General features: G+C 48.2%; 29 protein-coding genes and 1 tRNA gene. 14 read left to right on the forward strand and 16 right to left on the reverse strand.

Annotated features, from left to right (window positions below):
• Window positions 1-46 precede the first annotated feature (46 nt).
• A complete protein-coding gene (gene mscL, locus QUE61_RS00615; protein ID WP_286308211.1) occupies window positions 47-463 on the reverse strand; it encodes a large conductance mechanosensitive channel protein MscL in 417 nt (138 codons plus the stop codon).
• Window positions 464-616: 153 nt separating this feature from the next.
• On the opposite strand from mscL, the gene petA reads away from it, so the two are divergent.
• From petA to QUE61_RS00645, 6 genes are all read left to right on the forward strand, one after another.
• Window positions 617-1,219, forward strand: a complete 603-nt coding sequence (gene petA, locus QUE61_RS00620) for a ubiquinol-cytochrome c reductase iron-sulfur subunit (protein WP_286307054.1) — start codon at window positions 617-619, stop codon at window positions 1,217-1,219.
• Window positions 1,220-1,257: 38 nt separating this feature from the next.
• On the forward strand, window positions 1,258-2,658 hold the full coding sequence (locus QUE61_RS00625; protein ID WP_286307055.1) for a cytochrome b: 1,401 nt from the start codon (window positions 1,258-1,260) through the stop codon (window positions 2,656-2,658).
• Between the two features lie 100 nt (window positions 2,659-2,758).
• Window positions 2,759-3,466, forward strand: coding sequence for a cytochrome c1 (locus QUE61_RS00630; RefSeq protein WP_286308214.1), 708 nt, complete (start codon window positions 2,759-2,761; stop codon window positions 3,464-3,466).
• 48 nt (window positions 3,467-3,514) lie between these two features.
• A complete protein-coding gene (locus tag QUE61_RS00635) occupies window positions 3,515-4,126 on the forward strand; it encodes a glutathione S-transferase N-terminal domain-containing protein (protein WP_108507650.1) in 612 nt (203 codons plus the stop codon).
• Window positions 4,127-4,161: 35 nt separating this feature from the next.
• The gene (locus tag QUE61_RS00640; RefSeq protein WP_286307056.1) at window positions 4,162-4,569 is read left to right on the forward strand and encodes a ClpXP protease specificity-enhancing factor; all 408 of its coding nucleotides are present in this window, start codon (window positions 4,162-4,164) and stop codon (window positions 4,567-4,569) included.
• A 27-nt stretch (window positions 4,570-4,596) separates the two neighbouring features.
• Window positions 4,597-4,672 (forward strand) — tRNA-Thr (locus QUE61_RS00645).
• 21 nt (window positions 4,673-4,693) lie between these two features.
• Here the strand turns inward: QUE61_RS00645 and QUE61_RS00650 are convergent.
• The gene (locus QUE61_RS00650; protein ID WP_286307057.1) at window positions 4,694-6,010 is read right to left on the reverse strand and encodes an MFS transporter; all 1,317 of its coding nucleotides are present in this window, start codon (window positions 6,008-6,010) and stop codon (window positions 4,694-4,696) included.
• Between the two features lie 160 nt (window positions 6,011-6,170).
• On the opposite strand from QUE61_RS00650, the gene QUE61_RS00655 reads away from it, so the two are divergent.
• On the forward strand, window positions 6,171-6,752 hold the full coding sequence (locus tag QUE61_RS00655; RefSeq protein ID WP_286307058.1) for a phasin family protein: 582 nt from the start codon (window positions 6,171-6,173) through the stop codon (window positions 6,750-6,752).
• 50 nt (window positions 6,753-6,802) lie between these two features.
• On the opposite strand, the gene QUE61_RS00660 is transcribed toward QUE61_RS00655, so the two are convergent.
• From QUE61_RS00660 to hemA, 5 genes are all read right to left on the reverse strand, one after another.
• Window positions 6,803-8,071 (reverse strand): DNA recombination protein RmuC, encoded by a 1,269-nt coding sequence (locus QUE61_RS00660; RefSeq protein WP_286307059.1) that lies wholly within the window; start codon window positions 8,069-8,071, stop codon window positions 6,803-6,805.
• A gap of 59 nt (window positions 8,072-8,130) precedes the next feature.
• The gene (gene grxD / locus QUE61_RS00665; protein WP_108507666.1) at window positions 8,131-8,442 is read right to left on the reverse strand and encodes a Grx4 family monothiol glutaredoxin; all 312 of its coding nucleotides are present in this window, start codon (window positions 8,440-8,442) and stop codon (window positions 8,131-8,133) included.
• 86 nt (window positions 8,443-8,528) lie between these two features.
• The gene (gene prmC / locus QUE61_RS00670) at window positions 8,529-9,404 is read right to left on the reverse strand and encodes a peptide chain release factor N(5)-glutamine methyltransferase (RefSeq protein WP_286307060.1); all 876 of its coding nucleotides are present in this window, start codon (window positions 9,402-9,404) and stop codon (window positions 8,529-8,531) included.
• Window positions 9,405-9,412: 8 nt separating this feature from the next.
• The gene (gene prfA, locus QUE61_RS00675; protein ID WP_286307061.1) at window positions 9,413-10,492 is read right to left on the reverse strand and encodes a peptide chain release factor 1; all 1,080 of its coding nucleotides are present in this window, start codon (window positions 10,490-10,492) and stop codon (window positions 9,413-9,415) included.
• On the reverse strand, window positions 10,493-11,824 hold the full coding sequence (gene hemA / locus QUE61_RS00680) for a glutamyl-tRNA reductase (RefSeq protein ID WP_286307062.1): 1,332 nt from the start codon (window positions 11,822-11,824) through the stop codon (window positions 10,493-10,495). It lies immediately after the preceding gene.
• A gap of 43 nt (window positions 11,825-11,867) precedes the next feature.
• Here hemA and QUE61_RS00685 point away from each other — a divergent pair, with 43 nt between their 5' ends.
• Entirely contained in the window at window positions 11,868-12,149 is a 282-nt protein-coding gene (locus tag QUE61_RS00685; protein ID WP_286307063.1) for a hypothetical protein, read from the forward strand.
• Here the strand turns inward: QUE61_RS00685 and QUE61_RS00690 are convergent.
• The 4 genes from QUE61_RS00690 to QUE61_RS00705 are packed head-to-tail and all read right to left on the reverse strand — an operon-like array spanning window position 12,129 to window position 16,671.
• Window positions 12,129-12,887, reverse strand: a complete 759-nt coding sequence (locus QUE61_RS00690) for a uracil-DNA glycosylase (protein ID WP_286307064.1) — start codon at window positions 12,885-12,887, stop codon at window positions 12,129-12,131. The genes QUE61_RS00685 and QUE61_RS00690 overlap by 21 nt on opposite strands.
• A 15-nt stretch (window positions 12,888-12,902) precedes the next feature.
• Window positions 12,903-14,714 carry a M61 family metallopeptidase gene (locus tag QUE61_RS00695; RefSeq protein WP_286307065.1) on the reverse strand — a complete coding sequence of 604 codons (1,812 nt, stop codon included), beginning with the start codon at window positions 14,712-14,714 and terminating at the stop codon, window positions 12,903-12,905.
• Window positions 14,715-14,717: 3 nt separating this feature from the next.
• A complete protein-coding gene (locus tag QUE61_RS00700; RefSeq protein WP_286307066.1) occupies window positions 14,718-15,434 on the reverse strand; it encodes a DsbC family protein in 717 nt (238 codons plus the stop codon).
• Complete coding sequence (locus QUE61_RS00705; protein WP_286307067.1) at window positions 15,427-16,671, reverse strand: FAD-dependent monooxygenase; 1,245 nt, start codon at window positions 16,669-16,671, stop codon at window positions 15,427-15,429. Before QUE61_RS00705 ends, QUE61_RS00700 begins: the two co-directional genes overlap by 8 nt.
• Window positions 16,672-16,711: 40 nt before the next feature.
• Between QUE61_RS00705 and ychF the strand changes: the two genes are divergently transcribed.
• The gene (ychF, locus tag QUE61_RS00710; RefSeq protein WP_286307068.1) at window positions 16,712-17,806 is read left to right on the forward strand and encodes a redox-regulated ATPase YchF; all 1,095 of its coding nucleotides are present in this window, start codon (window positions 16,712-16,714) and stop codon (window positions 17,804-17,806) included.
• 1 nt (window position 17,807) lies between these two features.
• Here the strand turns inward: ychF and trpC are convergent, their stop codons facing one another.
• Genes trpC through rpe form a run of 5 tightly spaced genes read right to left on the reverse strand, consistent with a single transcriptional unit; the run spans window position 17,808 to window position 22,430 of the window.
• Window positions 17,808-18,611, reverse strand: coding sequence for an indole-3-glycerol phosphate synthase TrpC (trpC, locus tag QUE61_RS00715; RefSeq protein ID WP_286307069.1), 804 nt, complete (start codon window positions 18,609-18,611; stop codon window positions 17,808-17,810).
• Window positions 18,608-19,639 carry an anthranilate phosphoribosyltransferase gene (gene trpD / locus QUE61_RS00720; RefSeq protein WP_286307070.1) on the reverse strand — a complete coding sequence of 344 codons (1,032 nt, stop codon included), beginning with the start codon at window positions 19,637-19,639 and terminating at the stop codon, window positions 18,608-18,610. The genes trpC and trpD overlap by 4 nt, the downstream gene beginning before the upstream one ends.
• Before the next feature lie 3 nt (window positions 19,640-19,642).
• Complete coding sequence (locus QUE61_RS00725; protein ID WP_286307071.1) at window positions 19,643-20,209, reverse strand: anthranilate synthase component II; 567 nt, start codon at window positions 20,207-20,209, stop codon at window positions 19,643-19,645.
• Window positions 20,210-20,211: 2 nt separating this feature from the next.
• Entirely contained in the window at window positions 20,212-21,705 is a 1,494-nt protein-coding gene (trpE, locus tag QUE61_RS00730; RefSeq protein ID WP_286308215.1) for an anthranilate synthase component I, read from the reverse strand.
• Window positions 21,706-21,734: 29 nt separating this feature from the next.
• A complete protein-coding gene (gene rpe / locus QUE61_RS00735) occupies window positions 21,735-22,430 on the reverse strand; it encodes a ribulose-phosphate 3-epimerase (RefSeq protein ID WP_286307072.1) in 696 nt (231 codons plus the stop codon).
• A 73-nt stretch (window positions 22,431-22,503) separates the two neighbouring features.
• Between rpe and apaG the strand changes: the two genes are divergently transcribed.
• The 5 genes from apaG (at window position 22,504) to QUE61_RS00760 (ending at window position 26,129) form a co-directional block, all read left to right on the forward strand.
• A complete protein-coding gene (gene apaG, locus QUE61_RS00740; protein ID WP_108509272.1) occupies window positions 22,504-22,878 on the forward strand; it encodes a Co2+/Mg2+ efflux protein ApaG in 375 nt (124 codons plus the stop codon).
• Window positions 22,879-23,004: 126 nt separating this feature from the next.
• Window positions 23,005-23,892 carry an amino acid ABC transporter substrate-binding protein gene (locus tag QUE61_RS00745; protein WP_286308217.1) on the forward strand — a complete coding sequence of 296 codons (888 nt, stop codon included), beginning with the start codon at window positions 23,005-23,007 and terminating at the stop codon, window positions 23,890-23,892.
• Window positions 23,893-23,913: 21 nt separating this feature from the next.
• Window positions 23,914-24,699: an amino acid ABC transporter permease gene (locus QUE61_RS00750; protein ID WP_286307073.1), complete on the forward strand. Its 786-nt coding sequence runs from the start codon at window positions 23,914-23,916 to the stop codon at window positions 24,697-24,699.
• A 15-nt stretch (window positions 24,700-24,714) separates the two neighbouring features.
• Entirely contained in the window at window positions 24,715-25,380 is a 666-nt protein-coding gene (locus tag QUE61_RS00755) for an amino acid ABC transporter permease (RefSeq protein WP_286307074.1), read from the forward strand.
• Between the two features lie 14 nt (window positions 25,381-25,394).
• On the forward strand, window positions 25,395-26,129 hold the full coding sequence (locus QUE61_RS00760; RefSeq protein ID WP_286307075.1) for an amino acid ABC transporter ATP-binding protein: 735 nt from the start codon (window positions 25,395-25,397) through the stop codon (window positions 26,127-26,129).
• The last annotated feature ends 56 nt before the right edge of the window (window positions 26,130-26,185 follow it).

Consider the following 26,185-nt stretch of genomic DNA (forward strand, 5'->3'; position numbering starts at 1 on the left):
AGCGCGGTTACCCTGCCTGCATATCAAAAATGAGTCGTTATTCAACTCACTTCTTCAAACTATCCCGAATTTCTCTCAACAACACAATATCCTCAGGCGTTGGTGGCGTAGGTTTTGGCTCTTCATCTCTAATTTTGTTGATGATCTTGACCATCTGGAAGATGACAAAAGCGAGCAAGATAAAGTTGATGGAAATAGTGATGAAATTACCATAGGCAAAAATAGGAATGCCGGCTTTTTTGAGGGCATCAAAGGTGCGAGGTACGTTCTCAGGGACGGTGCCAAGCACTATAAATAGGTTAGTAAAGTCGATTCTGCCCCCTAATAGGGTAGAAATTAGGGGCATGACGATGTCATTGACCAGGGAGTCGACGATTTTTCCAAAAGCCCCGCCAATAATGACGCCTACCGCCAGATCAACGACGTTGCCGCGAACCGCAAAGGCCCTAAATTCTTTCATCATTTTGGATGCCACGGTCTTCTCCTGGTTTTTCTGTGGGTTAGGTCATTTTTGACCCAAATTAAGCGAGTATTTGGCTTTTTACCTTAAAATGGAGGGTTATTGCAATACACCCTTCAGAACCCTTATTTACTTAGGCACAAGGATAGATCGTACATGAGTGATACCCCAAAAATGGATAAAGACCGCCGGACTTGGCTGATTGCCACAACCGCTGTTGGTGGTTGCGGTGCGGCTGCAGTTGCATACCCATTTCTAGATAGTTTTCAGCCCTCGGAGCGCGCTAAGGCAGCTGGTGCCCCAGTTGAGGTGGACATCTCCGGCATGAAGCCCGATGAGATTCGTACGGTTGAGTGGCGCGGTAAGCCAGTTTGGGTTTTGCGTCGCACCCCGGAGCAAGTGGCAGCGCTACCGAAGTTGGATGGTGAGCTGGCCGATCCCAAATCCTTGCGTGATCCCGCAGCCTTAACCCCCCCTTATGCCCGTAATGACCACCGCTCGATCAAGCCGGAGTACTTAGTGGCAGTGGGTATTTGTTCCCATTTAGGTTGCTCGCCGACCGCAAAGTTGCAAGCTGGCCCACAGCCATCCTTACCCAATGATTGGCCAGGCGGCTTTTTGTGCCCTTGCCATGGCTCCACCTTTGATTTGGCAGGCCGCGTCTACAAGAACAAGCCAGCACCAGATAACTTAGAAGTACCTCCTCATATGTATTTGAGCGACACCAAGATTTTGATTGGTGAGGACAAGAAGTCTTAATTTATTTAATTATTAGTTACTGATTTAGGAAACTAACTATGGCATTCCAAGAAATTAAAGTCCCTGATAACGCTTCTGTTGCCCAAAAGGGCCTGGCCTGGGTGGATTCGCGCTTTCCATTGAGTAAGCTCTTTAAAGAGCATATGAGCGAGTACTACGCTCCGAAGAACTTTAACTTCTGGTACTTCTTTGGATCTTTAGCCATTGTGGTGTTGGCAATCCAGATTGTGACCGGTATTTTCTTGGTGATGAACTACAAACCCGACGCCATCAAAGCATTTGACTCGGTGGAGTACATCATGCGCGAGGTGCCCTGGGGTTGGTTGATTCGCTACATGCACTCGACGGGCGCCTCGATGTTCTTCGTGGTGGTGTACCTGCATATGTTCCGCGGTTTGATCTACGGTTCCTATCAAAAACCGCGTGAGCTCATTTGGATCTTTGGTTGCACCATCTTCTTATTGCTCATGGCCGAAGCCTTCTTGGGCTATCTCTTGCCCTGGGGGCAAATGTCTTACTGGGGTGCCCAGGTGATTATTAATCTCTTTGCCGCCATCCCTTTGATTGGCCCAGATCTTGCTCTGTGGCTACGTGGTGATTATGTCGTGGGTGATGCCACCTTAAACCGCTTTTTCTCCTTACACGTGATCGCCTTGCCATTGGTCTTGGTCGGTTTAGTCGCTGCCCACATCATTGCCTTGCATGAAGTGGGATCAAACAACCCAGACGGGATTGATATCAAGAACAACTTAGACGCCTCTGGTAAGCCAGTGGACGGCATTCCATTTCATCCTTACTACTCAGTGCATGACATCATGGGTCTCGGTGTGTTCCTCATGATCTTTGCCGCTATTGTGTTCTTTGCACCTGAGATGGGTGGCTACTTCTTAGAAGCGAATAACTTCATTCCGGCTGATCCCTTGCAAACGCCTTCGCATATTGCGCCGGTGTGGTATTTCACGCCCTTCTACTCGATGCTGCGAGCGACGACGACCCCGTTCCTGATCCCATTGTGGATTCTATGCGCAGTGATTTTGGGGATGGTTATCAAGACCAACAAAGACATTCGGGTTAAAGGTGTGTGCGCTTGTATTTTGGCAGCTCTTGCTCTTGGTTTTTATGCATTAGATGCCAAGTTTTGGGGTGTGGTCATTATGGGTGGCACGGTCGTGATTCTGTTCTTCTTGCCTTGGCTCGATCAATCCCCAGTGCGCTCGATTCGGTATCGCCCTGACTTTCATAAATACATTTACGGTATTTTCGTAGTGAGCTTTGTGATTTTGGGCTATCTGGGTATCAAGCCACCCTCACCACTCTTTGAGAAGATCTCACAGATTTGCACGATTTACTACCTGGCATTCTTCTTTGCTATGCCCTGGTGGAGCAAGATGGGCAAATTCAAGCCCGTGCCCGATCGCGTGACTTTTGAGGCGCACTAATCCATCAGAACAATAGAAGATATTAGGAATCCAGATGAACCATTCTCTTTATACGATCGGTGCACTTAAGAAATTTGTGACTGCAGGTATAGGCAGCTTCATGATCGGAGCGGCATTTGCTGCGGGCGGTGACTTCCCCTTAGATACCGCACCCAATCGCGTCAATAACAATGCCTCCTTGCAAAATGGTGCCAAGATTTTTGTGAACTATTGCATGGGGTGTCATTCAGCCGTTAATTTACGTTACAACCGTTTACGTGATATCGGTCTGAGCGATCAGCAAATTAAGGACAATCTACTTTTGGGCGATCAAAAGGTGGGCGATCTGATGACGATTGCTATGTCACCTAAGGATGCAAAAGCGTGGTTTGGTAAGGTACCACCTGATCTATCGGTGGAAGCGCGTGCGCGCGGTACCGATTGGCTCTATACCTATTTCCGTACTTACTACAAAGACGAAGAGCGCCCAACGGGTTGGAATAATTTGGTTTATCCCAATGTCGGTATGCCCCATGTGTTGTGGCAACTGCAGGGGGAGCGTATTGCGAAGTTTGAGAGTGTGAAGGATGCTCACGATCCAAGCAAAACGGCTAAGGTGTTTAAAGGTTTTGAGCAAGTTACTCCAGGATTAATGAAACCCCAAGAATATGATGATAATATTGCGGACCTCGTTTCATTTATGTCCTGGATGGCTGAGCCCACTCAGTTACAACGTAAGCGGATCGGTGTCGTTGTCCTTCTGTTCCTTGCTATCTTTACCTTGATTGCATGGCGTCTGAATAAGGCGTATTGGAAAGACATTCGCTAAGTGAAGGCTTAGCGTATTTTGATTATTTGATTTGAAGGATATTTGCTTATGATGGTGTTGTACTCGGGTACTAATTGCCCATTCTCACAACGCTGCCGCCTAGTTCTCTTTGAGAAGGGCATGGACTTTGAGATTCGTGATGTCGATCTCTTCAATAAACCTGAAGATATCTCGGTTATGAACCCCTATGGCCAAGTTCCTATTTTGGTTGAACGGGATCTGATTTTGTATGAGTCCAACATCATTAATGAGTACATTGATGAGCGTTTTCCTCATCCGCAGTTAATGCCGCCCGATCCAGTAGCTCGTGCCCGTGCCCGTTTATTTCTGTTTAATTTTGAGAAAGAGCTCTTTGTGCATGTGAGCGCACTTGAGAACGAAAAGGGTAAAAGTGCTGAGAAACTCCATGAGAAAGCACGTATAGCGATTCGGGATCGTTTGACCCAATTGGCCCCTGTTTTTGTGAAGAACAAATATATGTTGGGCGATGAGTTCTCGATGTTGGATGTGGCAATCGCTCCTCTGTTGTGGCGCTTAGAGCACTATGGCATCGATCTTTCCAGAAACGCTGCTCCACTCCTGAAATATGCCGAACGAATCTTCAGTCGTCCTGCTTATATTGAGGCCTTGACCCCTTCTGAAAAGGTCATGCGTCGTTAATCGAAGCATCTGTGTCGCTAGCTTAAAATAGCAATATGGCTAGCGAAACCCCAAGCACCAAACCCTATCTCATCCGTGCACTGCATCAGTGGTGTACGGATTTTGGTTTTACACCGTTCTTAGCAGTTTTTGTTGATGAACGAGTTGAAGTGCCCATGGAGTTCGTAAAGAACAACGAGATTGTTCTCAACATTTCTTCAGAAGCTTGCCATCAATTGCATATTGAGAACGATTGGATCAGTTTTCAGGCGAGGTTTGGGGGTGTGCCGAAGAAGGTATTAGTGCCGGTCTCACATGTGTTGGCAATTTACGCCCGAGAAAATGGCCAAGGCATGTCATTCCCCTTTGATCCCGTGACCAAGGGTCCAGTAGATAAGGGGCTTGGTAATCAAGAAGCCACCAAGATTAAGAGCGAACGCCCCGCTTTGAAGATTGTGAAGTAAGTTAAAATCCAGTTTTAAAAGGTCAATGCCCCATTAGCTCATCTGGTAGAGCAACTGATTTGTAATCAGTAGGTGGTCTGTTCGAGTCGGACATGGGGCACCAATCACCCTCTTGATCCTATCTTCATTGATTCAGATCCACTTTCCTTGTCTCTGGCAGATACAGTATTGCCAAAGTTGCTGCAATCGCTAAGAACAAAGTCGGATACCAAAGCCCCGCAAGCTGACTTGCAAACTCTTTATTCAGCCAGGTCACAATCAACGGCAGCAGCCCCCCAATCCATCCAGCCGCTAGGTTGTGTGGCAAGGTTGCTGCACTATTGCGTGTTCTCGCAGGAAATAGCTCTGCTAGGAGGGCCGTTTGAGGCCCGACAACTAATGCAAGGGGTATTGCGAGTGCAATTAGAGTGGCGCTCATTAGAAAATAATCAGGGGCGCTTTGCATGGATAGGCTTTGCAGAAATTGATAGGCAGGTTGAATCAGGATTGTTCCGAGCAATAGCCCACTAATTACGACTGGACGTCGACCAATTTTGTCCGAGAGTGCTCCCGCAATAATCACCATCGGAAAGAGAACGAGCGTTGCGGTGATGGTGAGGGTATCAACAATCTGCGCACTCATTTGCAGGGCAGATTTCATGAAGATGCCGGTGTAGACCTGCACACAGAAAAAGAGCACGGATCCACCGGCTGAGATACAGAAAAACAACAGAAACATTTGTTTACGCGTTTCTCTATCTTTAAAGTTATCGCGCAGGGGCGATTTGGCAAGCCCACCTTTAGCTAGCATCGCTTTAAAGATCGGCGTTTCTTCGAGGGTCATCCGAACCTTTAGAGCAAGCAATAGAAGAACAATGGAGAACCAGAAGGGCACACGCCAGCCCCATTCTTTAAAACTCTCTGGATCTAAATAGTGATTGAGTAACACCAATTGCAGGATCGAGGCCAGCATGCCAAGTGGCCCCATGAGTTGTAAAACACTTGTTTTAAGCCCCCGGTTGGCGCTCCCTGCATGCTCAGTTAAGTAGACCGCGCTCCCACCAATTTCTCCGCCGGCAGATAGGCCTTGAAGAAGTCTAAGGGTTACCAAGCAAATGGGTGCCCAAATCCCAATTTGCTCATAGGTGGGTAAAAATCCCACGGCAAAGGTGGCACCTCCCATTAATGTGATGGTGATCAGAAAGACTGGCCGACGCCCAATGCGATCACCGAGAGAGCCAAAGAATGCTGCACCCAGAGGTCTAACCACCATCCCAGCGCCAAAGGTTGCAAGACTGGCTAAGAGACCCGTCATGGGGTCTGAGCTTGGAAAAAAGAGGGGGGCAAAGGCGACCGCTAAGGTCGCAAAGGTGAGGAAGTCGTACCACTCTAGAAAGGTGCCAAAACAGGCAGCAGTAGCGATTTTTGGGTAAGAATGCTTGGTTTGTGGGGGATTTGGCACAGGAAATTTACTATAAATAATTGATTTAATTGAGTATTTTATTGAATACCTGAGTATTTTGTTGCATTGCACATATATTTATTGCATGGCAGCAAATAATTGGGTATAGTTTCATGGTGCAGTGCAATATTGAACAAATTAACTAATTGGAGAGTACACCATGAATCAAGATCAAGTCGCAGCAAAATTGTCGCAAATCCAGAGCAAGAACCTCGAGACTGTATTTTCATTGAGCGAAGCTGCTCTTGCGAATGCTCAGAAACTCGTTGAACTGAACTACGACGCTTCTAAAGCTGCGTTGTCAAATGCTCAAGAAAACATTCAGCAAGTATTGAGTGCAAAAGATCCCAAGCAAGTAACCGAACTTTTGCAAGCCGATACTTTGCAAGACGTTGGTAACCAAGCCATTGCTCATCAGCGTAAAGTAACCAAAGTATTGCGTGAGAGCGGCAAAGAGTTTGCTGATGTCGTAGAAGCTAGCATTGAGCAAGCTCAAGCTGGTATGCAAGACTGGGTAAATACCTTGGCAGCAAACGCACCTGCTGGTTCGGATGTGTTTGTATCTGCATTCAAAACCTCGATGAACTCCGTTATGCAAGGTATTGAGCAGTTCCGTGAGGCCAGCAAGGATGCATTGGCTACTGTTGAGAAATCAGCTGACCAAGCATTTGAAGCATTCCAAGGCCAATTGGCTCAAGTGAAAAAAGCAGCTGCTCCTGCAAAGGCTCGTAAAGCTGCTTAATTGGTAATTCGTTGTTGATGAAGACCCGCTCCGAGTGAGCGGGTTTTTATTTATGCAGAGTCATCATCTTGCGTGAGCAGATTGCTCGCAATCATCTTATTGGGCTTCACACCTAATTCTTTTACTCTCTCAGCAGTCTTAATTAGATTGCCTTTACCCGTTCTGAGTTTATTGAAGGCATCGTGATAACTCGATTGCGCTTGATCTAGGCGCTTACCAATTTGTTCAAGGTCTTCCACAAAGCCTACAAACTTGTCATAGAGGTTGGCGCACTGACGGGCAATCTCCATGGCATTTTTATTCTGCTGATCCTGTCTCCATAAGTGGGCAACGGTTCGCAAGGTGGCCATTAGGGTGCTTGGGCATACCAAGACAATGTTTTTACTGAGTGCCTCTTGGTAGAGATTGGGAGCAGACTTGAGGGCACTTAAGAAGGCAGGTTCAATAGGAATAAACATCAAGACAAAGTCAACGCTCGCAATATCCGCAATCCCGGCATAGTTCTTACCAGATAAACCTTGAATATGTTGCCGAATCGATTGAATGTGGGCAAGCAGTTCCTTATCGGCTTCATCAATAGTGGCTGCCTCTGTATGTCTGGCATAAGCTGTAATGGATACCTTGCTATCGATTACGAGGTGGCGACCTTCAGGTAACTTAATAATGACATCAGGCTGTAAGCGACTACCATCCGCCTGCGTATGACTATCTTGAACCAGATACTCTTCGCCTTTACGTAAGCCCGAGGACTCTAGGATGGATTCCAGAACCAGTTCACCCCAGTTCCCTTGGGCCTTAGAGTCGCCCTTTAGCGCATTGGTAAGCGAGCGTGCCTCATCCGACATCTTGAGGTTGAGATTAGCTAGACGCTCAATTTCGTGCTTAAGTGCAAAGCGTTCCCTAGATTCTTTTTCGTAAGAGTTGCTCACTTGTTCCTTGAACTCAGTGAGCTTGGTTTGTAGGGGCTTTAGCAAAATATCGAGCTGCTGGGCATTTTGCTCCGTGAACTTCTTGGTTTTATCTTCCAAAATCTCATTGGCGAGATTCTTAAACTGGTTGGTGAGCGCCTCCTTGGCCTCGTTTAATGAATCAATCCGATGTTGAACTTGCTTACGCTCTGAATCCAACTCAGCTTCTAGGCGAATGGCGCGCTGGAGGGCTTGGTCACGCTCAAGCCTAATTTGCTCCAACTGGGTGGTTAACTCAGCAATAGCGCCTTGTTGTTGGTTCTGATTGGATCGAAGAATGGCAACATACATTCCAAGCCCGATGGAAATGCCAAGGGCAACAATGGTAATCAGGGTAGGAAGGTCTGTCATGGGCTTAGTCTACTGCAGACCAAGCCCACCGAGTGAGCTTTTGAGGAGGGGGCTTGCGATCAAAGACCGAGGAGTTTTTTGAGTTCGCCGCTTTGGTACATCTCAGTCATGATGTCTGAACCACCAATAAACTCACCATTGACATAGAGCTGAGGAATAGTGGGCCAGTTTGCATACTCTTTAATGCCCTGACGAATGGCTTCATCATCAAAGACATTGACGGTATGCAAGGTCTCTAGGCCACAGGCACGCAAGATATTCACGGCATTACCCGAGAAGCCGCATTGTGGGAACTGTGCGGTACCCTTCATAAATAGAACCACGGGATGGCTGGTCACAATTTCTTTGATCTTAGCTTGGGTATCACTCATGGTGATGAAATCCTTTCATAAACGAACTGGTTTTTGCTTCAATTTTTACTTGATAGCTATTTTATGACCGATTAAAGAGTAGGGTTTTATTTTCTGGCCTGCGTGACTCGTAAATGCCCTGCTAGGTCAGCAAGGTCGCTAATGTCATGAAATGCGCGCTTTTCTAGGAGCGCAGCAACCGCAGCCGCCTGATCATAGCCATGCTCGACGGCAATCAGTCCACCAGGCTTTAAGTAATGCTGGGCGTGATTCACAATCTCCCGAATGCACGACAGGCCATCGCCATCATCAGTGAGCGCTGCTCTGGGCTCAAAGCGTAGATCGCTATCTAACAAATGGGGATCATCCTTTTGGATATAAGGAGGGTTGCTGACAATCACATCAAATGCGGTTTGGAATTGATCGGGTATTGCTGCATACCAATTACTTTGTAAAAACTCGACCATATGATTAAGCCCCAAGGCTTTGGCGTTCTCGCGCGCAAGTTCAATTGCAGCAGTCGATTGATCAACTCCCAGAATACGAAGATTGATCAGCGCTTTACTGATGGCGCATTCATGGGCAATCGCTAGAGCAATCGCTCCAGAGCCGGTTCCCAAATCCAGAATCTGAATGACTTGATTAGGAACTTTCGCATGAATACGCTTCATTTCTTCTAGTGCAAGATCGACCAAGAGCTCGGTCTCTGGGCGGGGGATCAATACCGCCTCATTGACCTTAAGCTCAATCCCATGAAAACCCTTCACTCCTGTGAGGTAAGCCACGGGCACCCCAGATATACGCTGGGATTCTAGGGATTTCCAGGCGATGAGAAGTTCATTAGGGAGAGGTTCTTGATCTCTAGAAATCAGAGCTGAGCGCGGCCAACCCAGATGCTTATCCAGTAAATGCCCCAGCAAGGCCTTGGCATCCGTTTTATTGAGTGGTGTGCTTTCCAGGAGAGCGGCAATCGTGTTGGACATGATGCGGATTACGCATCGCCCATGGCGGCTAAGAGTTCAGCTTGATGCTCTGCTGCTAGAGCGTTCAACAGATCGCCAATATCACCATCCATCATGGCGTCAATTTTGTAGAGGGTTAGGTTGATACGGTGATCGGTGATTCGGCCCTGGGGAAAGTTGTAGGTACGAATCCGGTCACTGCGATCGCCACTACCCACTAAGGATTTACGGGTTTGGGCTTGTTCTTGCTGCTGCGCATATCGTTGGGCATCCATGATGCGCGAGACCAAGACCTTCATGGCTTGATCTTTATTGCGATGTTGGCTGCGATCGTCTTGGCACTCCACCACTATTCCAGTAGGAAGGTGAGTGATCCGTACCGCTGAGTCCGTTTTGTTAATATGTTGTCCACCGGCACCCGAGGCTCGGAAGGTATCAATCCGAATCTCGGCCGGATTAATTTTGACGCTCTCAATCTCATCCACTTCGGGCATCACCGCAACCGTACAGGCCGATGTATGAATCCGTCCTTGAGTCTCAGTTTGCGGGACGCGCTGTACCCGATGACCACCGGACTCAAACTTCATCTTGGCATAGACGTCATTGCCAGCTAAGCGCACGATCACCTCTTTATAGCCCCCGAGATCAGACTCAGCTTGACTGACAATCTCCGTTTTCCAGCCCTGACGCTCCGCATAGCGGGTATACATGCGTAGTAGATCAGCTGCAAACAAAGCGCTTTCATCACCGCCAGTGCCTGCTCGGATCTCTAAAAAGATATTACGTCCATCGTCTTCGTCTTTGGGTAGCAAAAGGGTTTGCAGTCTTTTCTCAAGGTCGGCCATCCGTGCTTGTGCATCTTTTTCCTCTTCGTCTGCAAAATCCTTCATTTCAGGATCAAGGCGCATTTCGCTAGCAGCCTTCGCATCGGCCTCTGCTTTTTTGTAAAGCCCAAACTGCTCCACCACCGTGGAAATATCGGCGTGCTCACGAGTGAGTTTGCGATAGACATCCATATCCTTGGCGGAGTCTTCTTGCATCAAAATGGTATTGAGTTCAGCCAAACGGGCATCCAAATGCTCCAGCTTGGCACGCATGCTGGATTTCATCTAATGGCTATCGGAAGGATTATTTTTATCGCTGGAGTGAGTGGCAAATAACTTGGGCAGTAATTTCAGTAAAGCGTCACGCTCAGAACCGCTAGCGTGCTGTAGGGCGTGTAAGGAGCCATGCAAAAACTTGTTAGTGAGGCCCTGGGCCATGGCATTGAGAACCTCTTGCGGGTCCTCGCCACGAACTAAGCGTTTAAGAGCGCGCTCAAGCTCAATTTGCCGTAAGCGATCGCCCTGTTGTTGAATGTCTTGAATTAGCGGTACGGCATTGCGACCCTGCAACCAATGCATGAAATTACTCACACGTTCTTCAATAATGATCTCGGCTTGGCTTACTGCGGCTTGCCGCAGATTGGCACCAGCTTGGGCCATGGCGCCTAAGTCATCCACCGTGTAGAGATATACATCGTTTAATCGGGCAATCTCGGGCTCAAAGTCCCGTGGCACTGCTAGATCAATCATGACCATGGGCCTGCGACGCCTAAGTTTTAGGGCACTTTCCACCATCCCTAAGCCAATGATGGGTAGCGGGCTAGCGGTAGACGAGACAATGATGTCAAACTCATGTAGGCGTGTTGGGAGGTCGTTCAGACGAAAGGACTCCGCTTCAATGTTTTGGGCTGAGATCGAGTCGGCCAGTTCTTGACCACGTTCCACGGTACGATTTGCAATCGCTGCACCACGGGGTTTGCGAGCGACGAAGTGGGTGGCGCAGAGGGTGATCATTTCACCGGCACCAATAAACAGAATTTTCTGTTCGCCAATCGATGCAAAGATGCGCTCGGCCAAGCGAACCGATGCGGCAGCCATCGAAATGGAATGGGCACCGATTTCAGTTGAGCCACGAACTTCTTTAGCAACGGAGAAGGTTTTCTGAAAGAGTTGATTGAGATAGGTTCCTAGGGCACCAGCCTCATTGGCGGTGCGAACTGCATCTTTCATTTGACCTAAGATTTGGGTCTCGCCAATCACCATCGAATCTAAGCCACAAGCAACCCGAAACGCATGACGAACTGCATCGGATTGGGGTAGGGTATAGATATGGGGTTGTAAAACGCTCGGTGCCAAATTTTGGCTTTTGGCTAACCAATCAAACGTTGCCTCATGAAACTCACCCTCAGAGGCGGGATCATTAGCCGCGCAATAGAGTTCGGTACGATTGCAGGTCGACAGAATGGTTGCCTCAGGCATGCCGCCACGATTAACGCCACCCAAATGGGAGCGTAGGTCGGATAATGCGTCAAGCAGACCCTCGGGATCAAAAGCCACTTTTTCCCGAACGGCAACTGGCGCTGTGTGATGGTTAATGCCCAAAGTCAACAGCTTCATATTGATAATTATAGGTTTCTTGGGGCTAATAGGGGCGTTTTGAATGGGGTTTTTGGCTTATTTACTACTCGGAAGCCTGATGGGCTGGGCTGCTGCCCATTATTTTCCTGGGGTTTCCCCTAGAAATAAGGGCGCTAAACGAGCCAAGCGGACTAAAGCAACCTACCTCTGGAGCATGTTTCTTGGGATTCTTGGGACTGCCTTTGCAAGTTTTGGAGGCCAAGCTGCGGGGCTATTTACTGCTGGGCAAATGCTCGAGTGGGGCAGTGCGATTGTGGGGGGATTTTTATTGCCCCAAGTCTACCTATTGTCCATGCGAGCTTAATTTGAACTCTTGTTGACCGAACTTTGTCCAAGCAATTGGACTTTTCTGATGAGTTATTAAATACGCATTTGCCTTCGTAAAGTGCCCGCAACTTTTTTGGTCACCTGGGTAAATAAATGGCTGTTCTGTTTTATAGACTCCAAGGCCTGAGGGGTGCGAGGATTTTAGGATGAGGTGTTGATCGGGATTATGAATATATTCCTCCATGGACTGCGCGTGGCCACCCCAAAGCATCCAAACGAGATTGGGTTGTTGTGAGAGCTTTTGAATGATCTCAGTCACAAGGGATTTCCATCCCAACAGCGCATGCGAGTTTGCCTCACCCAGTCGAACGGAGAGGGCGGTGTTTAATAACAATACCCCTTGATTAGCCCAGTGAGTTAAATCGCCACTTTTGAGGGATCCAAACCCTTCAAGGGCTAATGCTTTATTGATATTGCGTAGTGAGCTTGGAAATTGTTTGGATTGCAGCGGAATATCCTTGGGGACTGAGAATGCCAAGCCTTGCGCCAGCCCTGGAGAGTGATAGGGATCCTGTCCCAAAACGATCACCTTTACTTGATTGACTGGTGTGAGATGCAAGGCATTGAAGATCCACTCTCGATCCGGTCGAATCGCATCGCCGTATTGTTGATACTCTTTAGCAAACGTTTCAGATAGGGAGTGCCAATCACTTGATTGTAGATAATTACTGAGAAGAGATTGCCAATCATCAGGGATGAACTGCTTTAGATCCATGCTGATGGAGCAAGACTACTTTTTAGATTGCTTGAGCTCATATTGAGCTGGACAGTCGAGCTTTAAGGTAATGCTTGCTTGATGCTCTTTATCTTGTCGGAAGTAATGGAGAGTGATTTTCTTGCTGTTCACAAGACTTCCGAGTACCTGATCAATCCTTGTGGTGGTGATCCGTTGCTGATTGATGCTGCCAATTAGATCGTTTGGGGCCAGCCCTGCTTGCTGGGCAATGCCACCATCAAGCACATGCGTTACCTTGATCCAGCCGGCACTATCGGTATAGCGCATCCCAAGCGCTAGTTTGATGGATTCAGTAAAGTTCGCTTGCTTTTGAGCGACTTCGATATTGGCAATCTGAGGTAACCAAATCTGCAAGGGAAGGTCCTGTGTGCCATCAATATAGTCGCGCTTAAGGCGCTGCCACGTTTTATTAAAGCCAATCCCAATCGTTGAGTTAATAGCCAGATCCAGTGCGTATTGATTAATCCCAATTCCAGTTTTGCCATGTTCTTTCCATAAAAAGCGCATGACATCATCCAGCGATTGCCGATTGCTTGAGTATTGCCGAATTTGTAGGTCCAGACCCAAAGCAATCAATGATCCCTTGGCGTAATAACTCACTACTGCATTGGGAGTGTTCTCATCCATCTGGTAATACTTGGTCCAAGCATCAAAGGAGCTATCGGCTACGCTTTGTTTGGTTCTACCAGGATTGCGCAATACTCCATTCCAATTATTGGCCACTAGCTCCAAGTAGCGCTCCATCTTGATGCACCCACTACGTATGAGTTGTAGCTCATCGTAGTAACTGGTAAATCCTTCAAAGAGCCACAACAGTCGGGTGTGGTTGCGTTCATTTAAGCGATAGGGTTGAAAGGCCTTCGCCTGAATTCGTTTGACGAGCCAGGCATGGAAATACTCATGACTACAGAGTCCTAAAAACTCTTCATAGGATTTTTTAGGCCTTTGAGAACTATGATCGCCGTAGGGTAATTGATCACGTTTACACAAGAGCGCCGTGCTGTCGCGATGCTCAAGTCCACCATAGCCATCGAGAGCCGCATTGACGATGAATAGGTATTGTTTGAAGGGGGCTTTAGGTTTGCGTGGCTCAAATAAGCGAATCGTGGCATCACAGATCCGTTGGAGATCATCAGCAAGCTGTTTTTTATCAAGTAGTTCGGATTGCTCACTTGTTAGCCCTTGAATGACCATGCGGTGAGGGGTGCCAAAGGATTGCCACTCAATCGTCTCGAACTGTCCGAGCGCGACCGGATGATCAATCAGATCTGCATAGTCTTTGGCCATATAAAATCCAAAACTGCTTGCATCGGTCTTGACCTGACGTAATGTGGTTTGCACTTGCCATTGCTTGTTGGTCTGATCACGTGGTGGTGCAATAGCGAGTGAACAGGGTAAGTGGGCCTGACCCTCAACGGCGAGACATAGACTAGTGGGGTTAAAGAAACCTCGTTCTTGATCGAGATAAGCCGTGCGTACCGATTGATCAAAGGCATATACTGTAGCGACAATCTCGCAAGATCCAGTTCCTTTGGGGATACGCCAGCGATCATTGTCCAGACGTTCCAAGGTAATTTTTTTCTTTACCTCGGTCTGATTTCTGGGGAGAGTAAAGGCGGTGATGGACTCAATATGCTTACTAAAGTCCCGAATTAAATAACTACCTGGAATCCATGCGGGCATATGCACAACTTGCCCTTGAGGATTTGGATGGTGAATCACGAGCGAAACGGTAAAGCGATGACCATGTAGATCATCAGGCCATACCGTGTACTGAACTGCAGGTGTGGAATCAAAAGCCATCATGAATTATTTCAAAGAGGCGAGCTTCTTCTCGATATCAGAGAGCTGCACAGCTCCTGGAAAGCGACTGCCATCGGTAAAGAAAATGGTGGGTGTGCCATTGATTCCATAGGTCTTGGCAATAGCCATGTTTTTATCAATTGGATTGGCGCAATCCGATTTGCCGCTGGGTGTGATGTTACTCAGCATCCAATCGTTCCACGCTTTTTGTGGATCGGAGGCGCACCAAATCTGTTTAGACTTCAGGGCCGAGTCAGCCGATAAGATGGGAATCAGGTAGTTGTAGACGGTGACGTTATCAAGTTGTTGCAGAGTTTTTTCTAAACGTTTGCAATAACCACAATTGGGATCAGAGAACACGGCAATTTGGCGGCTACCATTACCGCGTACGATTTTGATTGCGTTGGCTTGCGGGAGCTCTGACCACTTGATTCGATTGATATCCTCTTGACGCTTGGCGGTTAAGTTGGTGCCCGATGCAAGCTCAATCATCTCCCCTTGTATCAAATACTTGGCATTGCTATCGGTATAGAAAATCTCTTGATTGATCTGGACCTCAAATAAGCCTGGAATAGGCGATGGCGTAATGTTACGCACATTCGCCGAGGTGCCTAGGCGTTTTTGCAACTCGGCACGAACTTGTCTTTCTGACATGGCATCGACCGAACCAAAAAAGCCGACCAAGACGATCGCCAGACCTAAATACTGAATCAATCTACCCATGCAACTGTTCTCCTAGTGCGCGCTCAATCAGTTGGCGCTTAATCATATGACTTCGATTAACCATACCTAAACCCCAGTTGCGTAAGCCTTTTTCAATCGGGCTTTGTGCCGCAAATAGTCTCTTTAAGCGATCAGTTAGCCATAAAAGTGAGGTGGTGTCCCCTTCACGCTCGCGCTCATAGCGACGCAGCAGAATGCGATCATCCACTTCGCGATAGGACTCTTTGTTCTTTATGATGTGGAGCAGACTTGCCACATCCCGTAAGCCCAGATTGAGCCCCTGACCGGCTAGTGGGTGCATGACGTGCGCAGAATCACCAACCAAGATTAATTTAGGATCGTAGTCTGGGCCAATCAGGCGATGCGCCTTGATGCGTCGCAGAGGAAAGCTTGCTGGTGTGGATTGCAGTTGTAGCTCACCGAGTTGATCATGAACTTCTTGACCAAATTGGTTTGACCATGCCTGGCTATCCAGTTGCAGTAAATGCTTGGCATTCTCGTTTTGTGTTGACCACACCATCGAAACCTGTTGCTGCGGTAATGGAAGCATGGCTAGGATGTCGCCACTGGGTAAGAACCATTGGTAGGCGGTCTCACGATGGGCAATCGAGCAGGTAAAGTTGGCAACCACTGCATGCTGATCATAAGAATGTTGATCGATTTCAATTCCAACTGACTGACGTAGAGGGGAGTTCGCACCATCGGCTGCGATCACCAGTTTGGCTTGCATGGTTTGACCATTACTCAATGAAAGCTTTGGTGATGCATTGGGCTCAAACCGAACCTCGTCAACGCTAGCCTCGATGCTTTGCAGGTTCTTGCTGAACCGCATCGCTTGGGTTAGCGTGGCTTCAATCAAATCAGATTCAGCAATCCAGGCAAGTTCCGGTCGACCGGCTTCAAAGGCCGAGAAATGCAGTTGATCATGCTGTTGCCCACGATCACCATAGATTCGCATATCGCGCACTGCTTGAATGCGATTCTGGTCTAAGCCATCCCAAATGTTTAGTTCGGATAAAAGACGTTTGGTGCTCGGTGAGAGGGCATAGATTCTCTGCCCAAAGGAAGGCTCAAGCGCAATTGTCTGATGCAAATCGGGTGCAATTTGAATTACCGAGTAGCCCAGTTGCGCCATGGCAAGTGCGCTTGCCTTACCCACAATGCCGCCCCCAACGACCGCAAAGTCGTATTGGGTATTGGTGTGATGGGCAGAATTGGAGGTGCTTTGGGAACGCATACCAAGATGATAGCGAATCAAGCGCATTTACAATGGGGGCATGTCACTCAAATGCGGAATCGTTGGCCTACCGAATGTAGGTAAATCCACCCTGTTTAATGCCCTCACTAAGGCAGGTATTGCAGCCGAAAATTATCCGTTTTGTACGATTGAGCCCAATGTGGGCATGGTCGAGGTCCCGGATCCCCGTTTGGTTGCCTTAGCGCAGATTGTGAGTCCTGAGCGAATCGTGCCCGCTACGGTCGAGTTTGTCGATATTGCTGGATTGGTAGCCGGCGCCTCCAAAGGCGAGGGGCTTGGAAATCAATTTTTGGCCAATATTCGGGAGACCGACGCGATTACCCACGTCGTGCGTTGCTTTGAAGATGCTAATGTGGTCCATGTCAGTGGTAAGGTCGACCCGATTGCGGATATTGGGGTGATTGATACTGAACTCGCTTTAGCTGATTTAGGTACGGTTGAGAAAGCCCTGCAGCGATACTCGAAGGCGGCTAAATCGGGGAACGATAAAGAGGCAGCAGCCTTGGTTGCGGTGCTCACCAAGGTTCAGGCACAACTGGATCAAGCCTTGCCGGTACGCGCCATGAGTCTCAGTAAGGAAGAGTTGGTCCTGCTTAAGCCCTTTTGTTTAATTACGGCAAAACCAGCGATGTATGTGGCGAACGTAAAAGAAGATGGGTTTGAGAACAACCCCCATCTTGAGGCGGTCAAGCAGCATGCTGCCAAAGAGAATGCCCCGGTCGTTGCGGTATGCGCAGCCATTGAAGCTGAGATTGCTGATTTAGAGGATGCCGATAAGGCCGAGTTCTTGGCTGATCTTGGAATGAGTGAGCCAGGGCTAAATCGGGTGATTCGGGCGGGCTATAGCTTATTGGGCTTACAAACCTACTTCACAGCTGGTGTGAAAGAGGTGCGTGCTTGGACGATTCATATTGGCGACACCGCGCCCCAGGCTGCAGGAGTGATTCATACGGATTTCGAGCGCGGCTTTATTCGAGCACAAACGATTGCTTACGATGATTACATTCAATACAAAGGTGAGCAGGGTGCGAAGGAAGCAGGCAAGATGCGTGCCGAAGGTAAGGAATACATCGTCAAGGATGGCGATGTCTTGAACTTTTTATTTAACGTCTAAGTCAAGCAAATAATGCTGCGAGTGCCTTGCCCGGGTGCTCAGCGCGCATAAAGGCTTCACCAATTAAAAATGCATTGACCCCAGCTTCTTGCATCCGCTTGACATCGTTGGCATTAAGAATCCCGGACTCTGTAATGACGAGTTTGTTTTTGGGAATGGCTGGTAGTAGATCGAGGGTGGTTTGTAAGCTCACCTCAAAGGTCTTGAGATTACGGTTATTGATGCCCAGTAGAGGTGTTTGAAGTTCAAGAGCCGCTTCTAATTCCGCGCCATCATGAACTTCCACCAGTACATCGAGCCGGTTCTCGATCGCACATGCTTCGAGCTCTTGCATTTGCGATAACTCAAGTGCCGCGACAATTAAAAGTATTGCATCAGCACCCATCGCGCGTGCTTCATAGACCTGATAAGGGTCAATGATGAAGTCCTTACGAATCACTGGCAAAGAGCATGCAGCTCGGGCTTCTTTGAGATATTGTGGTGAACCCATGAAGTAATCCCGATCGGTGAGAACTGATAAGCAGGTCGCGCCATGCGCGGCATAGCTTTGGGCAATATCATGTGGCACAAAGTGCTCACGAAGTATCCCCTTACTAGGACTCGCTTTTTTGATTTCAGCAATGATGCCCGGTTTGTGATTACTAACGGAGCCCATTAATGCTTGGGCAAAGCCACGCACCTTCGTATTTGGATCGGAATTGGCTTGGAGGGCCTTTTTTAATATTTCTCCACTCGAGATCAAGCGTTGTGCTGCCACAATCTCATGTCGCTTCGTCTCCAGAATACGACTCAGAATATCGCTCATGAGGCAAGACTTTGCGTTAAGGTAACAAATGCTTCGAGTTTCTGTTTAGCCTTACCCGAAGCAATTGTGCTGTTAGCCAGCGCAATGCCCTCGGCAATCGATGGAGAGACATTAGCAGCATAGAGGGTGGCGCCTGCATTGAGGCACACAACATCACGCGCAGGCCCCGATTGATTGTTCATGAGGTTCAAAATGATGGCTTTAGATTCTTGCGCATCGGCGACCTTCAGAGTTTCCATTGAGGTAATAGCGATCCCAAAGTCACTGGGCGTAATCTCATACTCATTGATTTGCCCGTTGCGCAGTTCAGCGACCATGGTGGGGCCCGAGAGCGTGATTTCATCTAAACCATCGTTGCCGTGGACCACTAAGGCATGCTCAGCCCCCATCAGTTGCAAGACTTTTGCTTGAGTAGCCACTAGCTCCGGATGAAATACGCCCATCAGAATATTGGGTGCTTTGGCGGGATTGGTGAGGGGCCCCAAAATATTAAAGATGGTGCGCACCCCCAGGTCCTTGCGGACCGGAACCACGTTTTTCATGGCAGGGTGATGGTTAGGGGCAAACATAAAGCCAATACCAAGTTGCTCAATACATTGACTCACCGCCGCAGCACTCAGATTTAGTTTGACCCCAAGCGCCTCCAAAACATCGGCGCTTCCTGATTTGCTACTGACACTGCGGTTGCCATGCTTCGCAATCTTGGCACCTGCCGCAGATGCAACAAACATGGATGCCGTCGAGATATTAAAGGTATGAGCACCATCACCACCGGTACCGACCACATCAACCAGATGGGTCTTGTCTTTGACATCTACTGCAGTGGCAAAGTCCCGCATTACGGTCGCAGCCGCAGCAATTTCAGTGGGCGTTTCTTTTTTGCTGCGAAGGGCAACCAAAAGGGCAGCCACCATCGGGCCTGGCAGTTCACCACCCATAATGGCGCGCATGATCTGTACCATTTCAGCTTCGGGTAACTCTTTCCCGTCAATCAAGTGTTGAAGCGTTTGGGATGGGGTCATGGCCATTTCTTACTTCATCGCTAAAAAGTTTTTCAGGAGAGCGTGACCGTTCTCAGAGAGAATTGACTCCGGATGAAATTGAACACCCTCCACGCATAACTCCTTATGACGCACGCCCATGATTTCACCATCGGCAGTTTGTGCGGTGATGGTTAAGCAACCAGGTAGATTCTCTCGATTAATGGCGAGCGAGTGGTAGCGCGTCACCCGAAATGATTTCGGGAGATGTTTAAAGACGCCTTCGTCCGTATGGGTGATCTCATCGGTTTTGCCGTGCATCACTTTCTTAGCGCGGATCACCTCGCCTCCAAAAGCCTCACCAATCGCTTGATGCCCAAGGCAGACGCCCAGAATCGGAATCTTGCCCGCATAGGTCTTGATGGTATCAACCGAGATCCCTGCTTCCTTTGGGCTGCATGGTCCTGGGGAAATGCAAATCCGATCTGGATTGATTTTGGCAATATCTGCAACACTGATTTCATCATTACGGACAACTTTCACGTCTTCGCCAAGCTCAGCAAAGTATTGCACCAAGTTATAGGTAAAGGAGTCGTAGTTATCGATCATTAAGAGCATCGTTATGCTCCTTTAGAGGATTCGGTTAATTCAGCGGCTGCTAATACCGCTTTTGCTTTCGCTTCGGTCTCTTTCCATTCGGAGATGGGATCCGAATCGGCCACGACACCTGCGCCCGCTTGCGAGTGCAGCATGCCGTCTTTAATCACGCCGGTGCGGATCACAATCGCCACATCCATATCGCCTGAGAAGGAGAGATAACCGGCAGCACCGCCATAGATGCCACGTTTGGTAATTTCCATTTCATCAATAATTTCCATCGCCCGAATTTTGGGAGCACCGGATAGGGTGCCGGCAGGGAAGGTGGCGCGTAAGACATCCATATTGCTCATATTGTCCTTGAGTTCGCCTTCGACTGAGCTAACGATATGTTGCACGTGGGAATACTTTTCAATCACCATCGAATCGGTGACCTTGACACTTCCGGTCTTAGCGATGCGCCCAACATCATTACGAGCTAGATCAATCAACATCACATGCTCAGCGATTTCTTTGGGATCGGCCAACAACTCTTTGGCAAGTTGTGCATCTTCTTCGGGCGTCGCACCGCGGCGACGGGTTCCGGCCAGTGGCCGAATGGTGACCATCTTACGGCCCTCACGTTTTTCTTGGCGCACTAAGATTTCAGGGGATGAGCCCACAATTTGCAAATCCCCAAAGTCATAGAAATACATATAAGGGGAGGGGTTGAGTGAGCGTAATGCGCGATAGAGTTGCAATGGTGGTTCAGTGAAGGTTCGGCTGATGCGCTGGCCAATGACCACCTGCATGCAATCACCTGCGAGGATATAGTCCTTGGTGCGACGCACTGCATCTTCAAAATCGCTCGCCTTGAATTTGCGAATAAGTTCGGGGCGTGGCTTGGATGCTTGTTCTTCGGGTATCTGGATCGGGACTGTAAGCATTGCTTGCAAGCTTTGCAGCCGTTTAGTGCCGCTCTCATAAGCGTTGGAGTCATTGGGATCTACATACACAATGAAGTAGATCTTGCCTGCGACATTGTCAACCACAGCCAATTCCTCGGTGAGCATCAGCTGAATATCAGGTACACCGATTTCATCGGGTAAGGAGTGAACCGCAAGTCGCTTTTCAATATAGCGAACTGTGTCGTAGGCGAAGTAACCGGCCAAGCCACCACAAAAGCGCGGCAAGTTCGCTTGAGGGGCTACCTTAAAGCGTTTGAGATAGGTATCAATGAAGTCAAGTGGGTTCTCGTGATTGCGCTCAATGACCGTACCATCGTGCACGATCTCATTGATTGGGTTGCTTGGTGTGCCAACGGTTTTAAAAATAGTGCGCGCTGGTAGGCCAATAATGGAATAGCGCCCAAAGCGCTCGCCCCCATAAACGGACTCCAAGAGAAAGGTATTTTTTTGGCCGGACTTCTGGGTCAGCTTCAAATAGAGCGACAGCGGGGTCTCGAGATCGGCAAGCGACTCCGCAACCAGAGCTATGCGGTTGTAACCCTGTTTCGCGAATTCGTGTAAGTCAGTCATGTTCATCATGCCAGGTCTACTTGAATGATTTAAGACCCAATCGCGTTACGCATGGCATGAATGACCTCACCGTAATTTGGCTTACCGAAAATCGCCGAGCCTGCTACAAAAGTATCGGCTCCAGCCTTAGCTACGCTAGCAATATTGTCAATCTTGATCCCACCATCCACCTCAAGACGAATGGCGCGACCACTCGTTTCTTGATAGTGATCGAGCATCTTACGGACCTGTTCGATCTTAGTAAGGGTGCTGGGAATGAAGGATTGACCTCCAAAGCCTGGATTGACTGACATCAGGAGCACCAAATCAATTTGATCCAGAGCGTGGTCTAGGTGATGGAGCGGGGTGGCAGGATTGAGGACGAGTCCAGACTGGCAGCCATGATCTTTAATGAGGGAGAGGGTACGATGCACATGCGCACTGGCCTCGGGGTGAAAGCTAATCAGATTGGCTCCTGCTTTGGCAAAATCAGGGACAATCCGATCAACCGGCTCAATCATGAGGTGGACATCGATCATGGCTGGTTTACCGTTTTTGATCGCATGCGGACGAATTGCCTCACAAACCAAGGGCCCAACCGTTAAATTAGGCACATAGTGGTTATCCATCACGTCAAAATGAATCCAATCGGCCCCGGCATCCAAGACAGCCTTCACTTCTTCGCCCAGTTTGGCAAAGTCGGCTGACAGAATCGAGGGGGCAATGACGGCGGAATTAGGGCTCATTTGAGTGCTTTTTTGATGTACATACCTAGATTCTATCTTGCGAACGGGGTTGGGATAGCGCAGAATGCTCCTCATGAATCCACCCGAAATTACTGTTAACGTCCGCCCCCAGTATCTTCCCGAGCAATCGGATCCCGATAATCAGCAATACGCGTTTGCTTATACCGTAACCATTCGCAATACCGGAACGGCCAGTGTTCAGCTAATTGCCCGCCATTGGTTGATTACCGATGGCGAAGGGGAGGTTCAGGAGGTGAAGGGTTTGGGGGTAGTTGGTCAACAGCCACTTTTACGCTCCGGCGAGCATTTTGAGTACACGAGTTGGGCTACTTTGCCCACACCAGCCGGCACGATGCGCGGGGAGTATTTTTGCGTCACCGAGGATGCTCAGTTTTTTCAGGCAACAATTCCAGAGTTTGCCCTGGTGATGCCAAGAACCTTGCACTGAATAGGGCTATTAGGGAGTTTTGGCAGGGATTCTCGTTAAGATGGAAGCGCTTGATTCAAATCAAAACCCAAATTGATTAAAGGATTAACTATGAAGCATTTTTCGTGTTCTAGCGTATTAGGCAGTATGGCTTTGCTTGCCAGTAGTTTATTAATTTCGCCAGTGGCGATTGCTCAGCAAAGCACACTCGATAAAATGAAATCAACCGGTGTGGTAACTATGGGCGTTCGCGAGTCATCTGGCGCTCTTTCGTATACCTTGGGTGATGGCAAATATGCCGGCTTCCATGTAGAAATCTGCAATACCGTATTGCGCGATATACAAAAGCAACTGAATTTAAAGACACTGGATATTAAATACACCCCAGTCACTTCACAGAATCGCATTCCCTTGTTACAGAATGGAACTGTTGACATTGAGTGTGGCTCAACGACTAATAATGCAACCCGGCAAAAGGATGTGGCTTTTGCTGTAACAACGTATGTTGAGGAAATTCGGATTGCGGTGAAGGCCAACTCTGGAATTACCTCCTTAAATCAGCTCAATGGTAAAAAGGTAGCAACCACTACAGGCACTACCTCAGTGCAGCTCTTGCGTAAGCATGAGAAGGCTACCGGAGTGAACTTTGAAGAAGTATTCGGTAAAGACCATGCCGATAGTTTCCTGTTGTTGGAATCGGGGCGCGCTGATGCGTTTGTGATGGATGGCTCCATTTTGGCCGGCAATATCGCGAATGCAAAAAATCCTGGCGATTACCGCATTGTGGGTGAAGTCATCGCAGTTGAGCCGATTGCCATCATGATGCGTAAAGATGACCCTGGCTTTAAGAAAGCAGTGGACGATAACCTCAAGCGCATGATGAAAGATGGCACCCTCACCAAGCTCTGGGATAAGTGGTTCTTACAACCCATTCCCCCTAAGAATGCACGAGTTGGTTTGGCTTTGTCTGAAAGTACCAAACAAGCATGGGCCAATCCAAACGATAAGCCTGCAGAGGATTATCAGAAGAAGTAATTTAGGCCCTTTCAGTTTGATATGAACTTAGATTGGAGTGTCTTTTGTAAAGACACTTTGACTGGAGAAGTAGCCCCACGCTGCTTCTCCTTTTTATTTGGGATGGATCCTAACGCTGATCCTACCTATTTGGATTGGCTAATCTCTGCATGGGGTTGGACCATAGCTGTCGCTGGGCTTAGTCTAGTGTTAGCAATGGTGATGGGGGTCGTCATTGGTACGATGCGCACCTTACCGTCTAAGCATCTTGTCAATCGACTATGCATCGCAGGGGCAACGGCGTGGGTTGAGCTCTTCCGAAATATCCCATTACTCGTTCAAGTTTTTCTTTGGTATCACGTAGTGCCGGCGTTTTTCCCCATCATGAAAGACTTCCCATCCTATTTATTGGTGAGTATTGCCTTGGGTTTATTTACATCGGCGCGGATTGCCGAGCAAGTGCGTGCGGGGATCCAGTCACTTCCAACAGGACAGCGAAATGCAGCGATTGCCTTGGGTATGACCACCACACAAAGTTATCGCTACGTGTTGTTACCGATGGGTATGCGAATCATCATTCCGCCACTTACATCAGAGTGTATGAATATCGTGAAGAACTCATCCGTTGCGTTTGCGGTGTCTGTACCGGAACTCACTTTATTTGCTTTACAGGCTCAGGAGGAAACCTCGCGCGGTATCGAAATTTATTTAGCCGTTACGGGGCTTTATATGGTGAGTGCATTCTCGGTCAATCGAATCATGGTCTGGATTGAGAAAAAAACGCGCGTTCCTGGTTTTATTGCCGCCAATCCACCCTCTACGCATTAAGGCAAACGAGAGACCATGAACCTTGATCTGAGCTTTTATAACTGGGAACTATTGACTAGTTATATCCAAAAGGGCTTGATCTTTAGTGTTCAGTTAACCATCATTGCGACGATTGGTGGGATTCTACTGGGGACGGTGCTGGCTTTAATGCGCCTCTCAGGAAAACCGTGGCTTGCATTGCCTGCAACTGCTTACGTTAACACCATGCGATCCATTCCTCTTGTCATGGTCATTTTGTGGTTTTTCTTGTTAATTCCCTTGATGATTGGCAAACCAATTGGCGTTAATTTATCAGCCATCATTACCTTTATTGCATTTGAGGCGGCTTATTTTTCAGAGATTGTGCGAGCCGGAATTCAGTCGATTCCAAAGGGACAGGTATATGCTGGCCAAGCATTGGGAATGACCTACTCCCAAAATATGCGTTTGGTGGTTTTGCCCCAGGCATTCCGAAATATGATCCCTGTCTTTATGACCCAAACCATTATCCTGTTTCAAGATACCTCTTTGGTGTATGCCATTGGCGCTTACGATCTTCTAAAGGGATTTGAGATTGCCGGTAAAAATTTTGGACGACCGATTGAAACCTATTTGTTAGCAGCCGTGACGTATTTTCTAATCTGTTTTACGCTATCCCGAATTGTTAAGCGCATTCAGGAAAAAGTTGCAATTGTTCGCTAAGAAATGAGATTGCCATGATTGAGCTTCGACATATTTCAAAATGGTACGGTCAGTTTCAAGTGCTCACCAATTGCTCGACGGTGATTCACAAGGGTGAGGTGGTGGTCATTTGTGGGCCGTCGGGGTCGGGAAAGTCGACCCTGATTAAGACGATCAATGCTCTAGAGCCTTTTCAGGAGGGTGAGTTGACGGTTGATGGGATTAACTTACATGATCCCAATACGAATTTGCCAAAGCTGCGTGCACGTGTTGGTATGGTGTTTCAGCACTTTGAACTATTTCCCCATTTATCGGTGATGGAGAACTTAACCATTGCCCAAGTGAAAGTACTCAATCGTAATCCAGAGGAGGCTAAACAGCAGGGCCTTAAATATTTAGAGCGTGTGGGTTTATTAGAACAACAAGATAAGTTTCCGGGCCAGCTCTCAGGTGGTCAGCAGCAGCGCGTAGCCATTGCTCGTGCCTTATGCATGGATCCAATCGTGATGTTGTTTGATGAGCCTACCTCGGCTCTTGACCCTGAAATGGTGGGAGAGGTTTTGGATGTGATGGTCAAGTTAGCGCAGGAAGGCATGACCATGTGCGTGGTCACCCATGAAATGGGTTTTGCCAAGAAAGTGAGCGATCGTGTGATCTTTATGGATCGCGGCAGAATTGTGGAGGACTGCACATGCGATGAGTTTTTTGCCAATCCCGATGCACGATCACCTCGGGCCAAGGAATTTCTCTCGAAAATATTGGCTGACTAATTTTTCTAGTCTCTACGGCCTTTGCCGGTCCAAAACACAATTGCTAATAGAATAGC

This window comes from Polynucleobacter sp. HIN5, from assembly GCF_030297555.1.
Taxonomy (GTDB): domain Bacteria; phylum Pseudomonadota; class Gammaproteobacteria; order Burkholderiales; family Burkholderiaceae; genus Polynucleobacter.